Source organism: Corynebacterium sp., from assembly GCF_012838985.1.
Classification (GTDB): Bacteria; Actinomycetota; Actinomycetes; order Mycobacteriales; family Mycobacteriaceae; genus Corynebacterium.
Genome location: NZ_DUOE01000059.1, coordinates 1 through 7,337 on the forward strand (window position 1 = coordinate 1; position 7,337 = coordinate 7,337).

Annotated in this window: 8 protein-coding genes; 2 read left to right on the forward strand and 6 right to left on the reverse strand. The window is 70.4% G+C overall.

All coding sequences use genetic code 11. From position 1 onward, the window contains the following. The coding region (locus tag GXZ33_RS03440; RefSeq protein WP_291339444.1) for an LLM class flavin-dependent oxidoreductase at positions 1 to 780 on the forward strand (780 nt) is incomplete at its 5' end. Positions 781 to 896: 116 nt separating this feature from the next. Here the strand turns inward: GXZ33_RS03440 and GXZ33_RS03445 are convergent. The 5 genes from GXZ33_RS03445 to GXZ33_RS03465 form a co-directional block, all read right to left on the reverse strand. After that, a complete protein-coding gene (locus GXZ33_RS03445) occupies positions 897 to 1,823 on the reverse strand; it encodes a hypothetical protein (protein WP_291339445.1) in 927 nt (308 codons plus the stop codon). A gap of 205 nt (positions 1,824 to 2,028) precedes the next feature. Continuing rightward, a complete protein-coding gene (locus GXZ33_RS03450; protein WP_291339446.1) occupies positions 2,029 to 2,952 on the reverse strand; it encodes an ABC transporter substrate-binding protein in 924 nt (307 codons plus the stop codon). Continuing rightward, positions 2,949 to 3,614 (reverse strand): ABC transporter permease, encoded by a 666-nt coding sequence (locus tag GXZ33_RS03455; RefSeq protein WP_291339447.1) that lies wholly within the window; start codon positions 3,612 to 3,614, stop codon positions 2,949 to 2,951. Before GXZ33_RS03455 ends, GXZ33_RS03450 begins: the two co-directional genes overlap by 4 nt. Further along, a complete protein-coding gene (locus GXZ33_RS03460) occupies positions 3,611 to 4,255 on the reverse strand; it encodes an ABC transporter permease (RefSeq protein ID WP_291339448.1) in 645 nt (214 codons plus the stop codon). The genes GXZ33_RS03455 and GXZ33_RS03460 overlap by 4 nt, the downstream gene beginning before the upstream one ends. Continuing rightward, positions 4,252 to 5,058 carry an ATP-binding cassette domain-containing protein gene (locus GXZ33_RS03465; RefSeq protein ID WP_291339449.1) on the reverse strand — a complete coding sequence of 269 codons (807 nt, stop codon included), beginning with the start codon at positions 5,056 to 5,058 and terminating at the stop codon, positions 4,252 to 4,254. The genes GXZ33_RS03460 and GXZ33_RS03465 overlap by 4 nt, the downstream gene beginning before the upstream one ends. A gap of 163 nt (positions 5,059 to 5,221) precedes the next feature. Between GXZ33_RS03465 and GXZ33_RS03470 the strand changes: the two genes are divergently transcribed. Beyond that, positions 5,222 to 6,388 carry an FAD-binding oxidoreductase gene (locus GXZ33_RS03470; RefSeq protein ID WP_291339450.1) on the forward strand — a complete coding sequence of 389 codons (1,167 nt, stop codon included), beginning with the start codon at positions 5,222 to 5,224 and terminating at the stop codon, positions 6,386 to 6,388. On the opposite strand, the gene GXZ33_RS03475 is transcribed toward GXZ33_RS03470, so the two are convergent. Beyond that, complete coding sequence (locus tag GXZ33_RS03475) at positions 6,374 to 7,177, reverse strand: carbon-nitrogen hydrolase family protein (RefSeq protein ID WP_291339451.1); 804 nt, start codon at positions 7,175 to 7,177, stop codon at positions 6,374 to 6,376. The genes GXZ33_RS03470 and GXZ33_RS03475 overlap by 15 nt on opposite strands. Positions 7,178 to 7,337 lie beyond the last annotated feature (160 nt).

Sequence of the window (7,337 nt, forward strand, 5' to 3'; positions counted from 1 at the left end):
GACCTCCTCTCCGACGGCCGACTCGCTCTCGGCGTCTCCCGCGGATCACCGGAACCCGCACAGCGCGGCTGGGAGTCCTTCGGCTACACCGCCTCCGAGGCCAACGGCTCCGACATGGCCCGCGAGAAGTTCAAACGCTTCCTCTCCGCCATCGACGGCTACGGCGTCGCCGAGGCCGCCCCCGCCGAGGAGCAGTACCCGCGCATGTACCAGCCCGGCACCCCGCTGCCGGTCTTCCCGCACTCCCCCGGCCTGCGCCGCCGCGTCTGGTGGGGCGCCGGATCCCACGCCACCGCCGAACAGGCCGCCCGCGACGGCGTCAACCTCATGAGCTCCACGCTCGTCTCCGAGGCCGACGGTTCGCCCCTCGGTGAACTCCAGGCCGAGCAGATCGCCCGCTACCGCGCCGAATGGGTCGAGGCCGGCCACGAGTGGACCCCGCGTGTCTCGGTGTCCCGCTCAGTGTTCCCCATCGTCGATGACCGCACCCGCGACCTCTTCGGGCTCCAGGCCACCGGCCGCGACCAGATCGGCTCCCTCGGCGAGGGCACCCCGGTCACCTTCGGCCGCACCTACGCCGCCGAGCCCGACACGCTCATCGAGCAGCTCCGGGCCGATGCCGCGGTCATGTCCGCCGACACCCTCATGCTCACCATCCCGAACCAGATGGGTGTGGAGGTCAACCAGACCATCCTGCAGGCCTTCGCCGAGCACGTCGCCCCCGCGCTGGGCTGGAAGCCGGCCGGTGAGGGCCGCGCGGAGGGGTACCCGATCGAGTAGGTGACGGGGGCTGTCCCAACCTGTCGAATTTATTTTCCGCCGGCCCTGAATCCCCAGGTCGCGGACTCTGCGGAAACGCAGATTCGACAGGTTGAGACAGGGGACACCGTGGGGGTTCAGTCCCGCCACGCCGGACCGCCCTCGGCCCTCCAGAGATGCCCCGGATACGCCAGGCCCGGCGCGGCGTCCGCGGAGAAGAACGCCCCGATCGTCTCGGACGCCAACCCCGTCTCCAGATCGACACAGCTGAAGCGCATCAACCGCAGGCCGTTCCTCAGGTATTCGAGGGTCTGCCGGTACTCCTTGAGACGGATCGAGTTGTCCCCGGGGTCGATGAGTGAGTACTTCACGTCACCGTCGATCTCCAGGACGAGGCCATGATCAGGGAAGAAGTAGTCGACCCTCCCGATCCTGCTGCCCCGCCGCCCGGTCAGCACCACCTGTTGCAGGGGCCGGGGGATCCCGAGTTCCCGGAACAGCAGTTTGGCGTCGGTCTCCGCGGGGCTCTCGGAACCCTCGGAGGCCAGCCGGGCAGCCTGCCGGATACTGCTGATCCCCTTCACTCCGGCCATCTCCGCCACGCGGGTGTCCATGTCCGCGAAGGTGAACTGGCCCGTCTGCAGGCCGAGGTCCAGGGACCGGACGGAATCACGGAGGGAACTCCACCGGGCCAGGTCCAGGGCAGTGGTGAGGACGTCGGTGAGCCGGAGGGAGCCGAAATCGGTGTCCGTGGTCTCGGCCCCGTCCTCGTGCACCCTGTGCAGGGAACGGTATCTGAGAGCACCGGACGAGGATGTCCGGCCGCCGACGGCACCCAGCTCCACCTTACGGGTGGCGCGCTTCTCCGGCTCATCGACCACGGGCAGCTCCCACAGCAGTGCCGCCGAGCGTCCGACCACCAGTGTTGTCGGAGCGCAGCAGGCGTGCGCGGCGATGCGGACGACCTCCTTCTCGTCCTCGTCGAGGTCCTCGTAGACGGATGTCCCGATGAAATGGCCCCGCGCCAGCCTGATGAACTCGCCTCTGAGCTCTCCGCGGTACATGCTTCTGCGTTCTGACACGGATGCGCCATCGGTGCAGATGACCGGCCCCCCGACCTGATTCATGGCCGCAGTATGTCACCGTGCCACCCCACACGCAGATCGGCTGTCTCAACCTGTCGATTCTGTATGTCGCTCCCGGCGTTGCCGCAGGTGATCAAGCAGCAGGCGGAGACAGATTCGACAGGTTGAGACAGCCTCTCCGGAACTAGGCCCGGTCTGCCACGAAGTCCCGGGCGATGGCCGGCGGCTCGGCCTTCTCCTCCCCGATGTTGCGCAGGTTGAGCTCGACGAGGGCGTCCGTGGTGAGCTTCGCGGAGATGTCGTTGACGGCGTCGAGCGCCTCCTGCGGGAGCACGTCCGCACGCATGAGCGGCAGGACGTTCTGCGGGAGGATGAGCTGCTCGGGGTCCTCGAGGGTGACCAGGTCGACCTCGTTGCCGGCGGAGTCCAGCAGCGGGGAGGTGGTGTAGATGTCGGCGACCTCGGCCGCCCCCTCGGTGACCGCGGCGATGGTGAGCGGGCCGCCGCCGTCGGAGATCGGGACGACGGAGATCTTCGCCGCGTCGACGCCGTAGACGGAGGCCAGGCCGGGCGGGCCGTAGGGGCGCTCGGCGAACTCGGGGTTGGCGGCGATACGGACCCGGTCGAGTTTGCCCAGGTCAGCGAGGGTGACCAGGCCGTGCTCGTCAGCTAGTGCGCGGGTCACGCGGTAGGAGTCCTTGGATTCGCCGTCGGCGACGTCGCCGGCCACGAGTCCCGTGGGGAGGACGTCGGAGAGCGCGGCGGCGACACCGGCGGAGTCGGTGCCTGCCTCCAGTTCGGCGCCGTAGTACTGGGCGAGGTTGCCGGAGTACTCGGGAACGAGGTCGATGCTGCCCTCCTCGAGGGCCTTGAGGTAGACCTCGCGGGAGCCGATGCCGGAGGTGACCTCGACGTCGAAGCCGGCGTCCTCGAGGGCGGCGGCCCAGATCTGGCCGATGATCTCGGACTCGGGGAAGTTGGCGGTGCCGATGGTGATGCTGTCCCCGGTTCCCGGGGAGGTGGCCAGCGGATCATCGTCGGAGGAGGAGCAGGAGCTCAGCGCCAGCGCAGCGACGGCGAACAGGGTGGTGGTGAGGCGGAGTTTCATGACACACGTCCTTGGGGTTGCAGTGTTTTCTGGAGCAGGGCAAGACTGAGGTCGACGATGAGCGCCAGCCCCGTGACCAGCACGGCGCCGGCGAGCATCTGCGGGTAGTCCCGCAGGGCGAGGCCGTCGATGAGGTAGCGGCCCAGGCCGGACAGTCCGACGTAGGCGACGATCGTGGCGGTGGCCAGCACCTGGACGACGCAGGAGCGTAAGCCGCCGATCATGACGGGCAGGGCGAGCGGCACCTCCACGCGGCTGAGGATCTGCCCCTCGCTGTAGCCGCTGGCCCGCGCGGAGTCGACGACCTGGCGGGGCACCGCGACCATCCCGGCGACGATGCCGGCCAGCAGGGGCGGCACGGCGAGGAGGATGAGCACGATCGTGGAGGGTACGAGCGGCATGCGCACGCCCACGGACATCGACACCGTCAGCCAGGTGAGCAGCCCCAGGGACGGCAGGGCACGCAGAGCCCCGGCCACGGAGAGCACCACGTCGGCGCCCCGGCGCGAGTGCCCGACCCACAGACCGAGCGGCAGCGCGATGAGCAGCGAGAGCCCCACCGCCAGGGCGGTGTAGCCGAGGTGGTCGAGGGTGCGGGAGAGAATGAGCGGCCAGCGGTCCGCGTCGGTGAGGAACGCCCAGGTGAGCAGGATCTGGTTCATCCGACCCTCCGGGCCCACGGCATGAGGAGGCGGCCGAGGAGGACGAGGGCGGCGTCGATAAGCACGGCGAGCAGGACCGTGCCGACGAGGCCGACGATGATCTGCGTGGGGAAGGACCGCTGGAACCCTTCGGTGAACAGCGTCCCCAGCGACGCCACGCCGATGAGCGCCCCGACCGAGACCAGCGAGATCGTCGACGCCGAGACGACGCGGATGCCCGCGAGCAGCGCCGGGCCGGCGAGCGGCAGTTCCACCGCCAGGACGCGGCGCCACGCGGGGTAGCCGGTGGCGATCGCCGCCTGCCGGACATCCCCCGGGACCGTGCCGAAGGCGTCGACGGTGGCGCGGACCTGCAGCGCCAGACCGTAGAGGGTCATGGCGACGATGACGTTGAGCGGCGAGAGGATCGACGTGCCCAGCATCAGCGGCATGGCCACGAACAGCGCCAGCGAGGGGATGACGTACAGCAGCCCCGTGAACACCACGATCGTCTCCCGCGCCCAGCCGTGGCGCTGCGCGAACCAGCCGATGGGCAACGCGAGGAGGAAGGACGCGAGGATCGCCGGCCACGACAGCGAGAAGTGCGCCCAGGCGAGCTCGCCGATGCGCCCGGCGTTGTCGACCGCCCAGCCCCACCTCATGTCAGCACCCCGCGGACCCGGCCGTTGCGGTCGACGACGAGGGTGCGGCCGTCACGCTTCTCGACGCTCAACTCCCGCCCCTCCGCACCCGTGAACTCACGGACGCGGTCGTTGGCGGGGGCGGTGAGGAACTCCTCCGGCGGCCCCACCTGCTCGATGCGGCCGCGGTCACCGAGCAGGACGATCTGGTCGCCGAGGAGGAAGGCCTCGTCGATGTCGTGGGTGACCATGAGGATGGTCTTGGACATGCGTTCCTGGAGGGAGAGGATCTCCTCCTGCAGGCCCCGGCGCACGACGGGGTCGACGGCGCCGAAAGGTTCGTCCATGAGCAGGATGTCCGGGTCCGCGACCAGCCCCCGGGCGACGCCGACACGCTGCGCCTGCCCGCCGGAGAGTTCCGCCGGGTAGCGTCCGCCGAGGTCGGGGTCCAGGCCGACGAGGCGGAGCATCTCGACGGCACGGGCGCGGGCCTCCCCTTTCGGGGTGCCGTTGAGGCGGGCGACGGTCGCGACGTTGTCCACCACCGTGCGGTGCGGCAGCAGACCGGAGTGCTGCATGACGTAGCCGATGGAGCGACGCAGCCGGACCGGGTCGAGGTCCGCCACGTTCGCACCCCGGACCAGGACCCGGCCTGAGTCCGGGGAGACCATCCGGTTGACCATGCGCAGCAGCGTCGTCTTGCCGCACCCGGAGGGCCCGACAAACACGGTCGTCGAGCCGGAGGCGACGCGGTGGGAGAAATCCTCCACCGCCGGACGGGCACTGCCGGGGTACGTCCGGGAGACGCGGTCGAACTCGATCATCGTGGTCTCCTTCCGGGGCGGGGGTCTCCGCAAGTCTAGCCACGTTTCCTGCCGCGCCGACCGGCGGAAAGGTCCAGACAACCGCCCTGTGGGCGGCTGACCGGGGCGGATCGGGGTGGATGCGGGGCGGCGTCGGAAAGTACCCCTTGGCACAATGGAGTCCATGCAGACCCTGTCCGACACCGGTGCCGTCCTCCGCGAACGCAGCGACGAGTTCCGGGACGCCGTCCAGCAGCGCCTCTACCTGGACGTGCTGGAGTCCCGGCAGGTGTTCCCCATCTCCCTGCGGCACACGCACCTCGAGCTGGCGCCGGCCTGCGCCTGGGTCCTGGAGCGCACACCGGCCACCGGCGCGGTGCCCGCGACGATCCTCGACCGGATCCGGGACCTGGGGCGCGACCACCGTCGGCACGGTTTCCCGACGGAGATCTACCCGGCCTTCGCCACCGCGCTGGGCCACGGGCTGCGCACGCTCGACGCCCCGCACGCCGACGCCGCCGCCCGGGCGCTGGACACGGTGTGCACCGTCATGGCCGCCGCTGCCCGGGAGGCCGACCAGGCGGGGATCGCCCCCGCGTACTCGGCGGAGGTCCTCGGCGTGCAGCGGCGCACCCGGCACATCAGCGTGGTGCGCCTCGAGGCGGGTGTGCCCATCCCCTACCTCCCCGGACAGCACCTGCCGGTGAACTCGACCTACCTGCCGGGCGTGTGGCGGATGTTCTCCCCGGCGCTGCCGAGCAACCCCTTCGGGCAGCTGGAGTTCCACATCCGGGTGCTGGAGGACTCGGACATCTCCCAGCTCCTGGCCACCCCCCGGCCGGGGGACTACTGGATGTTCGGCCAGCCCCGCGGCGAACTGCGGGTCACGGGAGAGCGGGACGTGCTCATGATCGCGCACGGCACGGGTCTGGCGCCACTGCGGGCGATGCTCTTCGACATGCTCACCTGGGAGGAGCGTCCGCGCGTGCACCTGTTCTTCGCGGCGGAGTACCCGGGCGAGCTCTACGACCTCATGGGGCTGTGGAACCTCTCGCTGGTGAGTCCGTGGCTGTCGGTGGTGCCCGTCGTCGAGCACCCCACGGACACGTGGTGGGTCGGCGCGACCGAGTTCTCCCGCCCGCCCTACGGCCTGCACCTGCAGCAGACGGGGCAGGTCGGGGAGCTGGTCGCCTCCTACGGGGCGTGGGCGGACCGGGACGTCCTCGTGGTGGGGGATGCGGAGGGGGTGCGGGAGACGGTCGGGAAGCTCATCGAGGGCGGTACCCCGGCCGCGCACATCCAGGCCGAGGCCTGGGAGAACACCGAGGACTGGCCGTCACAGGACGGGTAGCGTCTTCCGCGCCCTGGTCACCTGCTCGAGGTCGAGGTCGAGGACGATGACCTCCGGTCCGTAGCCGGCCTCCGCTTCCCGACGCCCCGTCGGCCCCACCACGCACGAATGTCCGATGCCGGTGGGGCCGCTGGACTGCCCGGCCTCGGCCTCGCCACCCGGGCGGGCCTGGCCGGCGGCGACGATCCAACAGGTCGAGTCGAGCGCCCGGGCCGCGGTGAGGGTGCGCCACTGGTAGAGCTTCTCGGGGCCGTCCATCCAGCTGGTCGGCACGACGATGACCTGCGCCCCGGCGCGCGCGAGGTCCTGGAACTGGGTGGGGAAACGGATGTCGTAGCAGGTGGCGACACCGACGGTGGTGCCGTCGACGTCGAAGGTCACCAGCTCTTCGCCGGGTTTGACGGTGTCGGATTCGCGGTAGTTGAAGGCGTCGAAGGTGTGGAGCTTGTCGTATCCGCGGTGGACGTCCGGGCCGGTGATGAGCGCGGTGTTGTACACGCGGTTGATGGTCCTGCCGTCCCTCTCGACGGTGTCGGCGGGGCGGAACATGCCGGCCACCGCCATCACCCCGAGTTCACGGGCGGCCTCCTGCAGGCCGGTGGCGAACTCGCCGTCGAGCTCCTGGGCCTGCCCGTCGAGGCGCCCGGTGTCGAAGGCCTGGCTCGTGGCCTCGGGGAACACGATGAGGCGGGCCCCCTGCGCGGCGGCCTGCTGCAGGCCGTCGACGGCGAGAGCCAAATTATCGACGATATCCGGTCCGCTGGTCAGCTGCACGATGCCGATCTTCATGGCACCCACACTATGTGGATAACCCGGAGTTATCCACAGGTCGGCGCACCCCGCGGTTGGCAGATCGACGCCCGCCCCGCACACTGACGGCCATGGACCAGCTCACGATCACCACCGCCGCCTCCGACCACCTCGCCTCCCTGCTGCGCCGCCTCTCCCC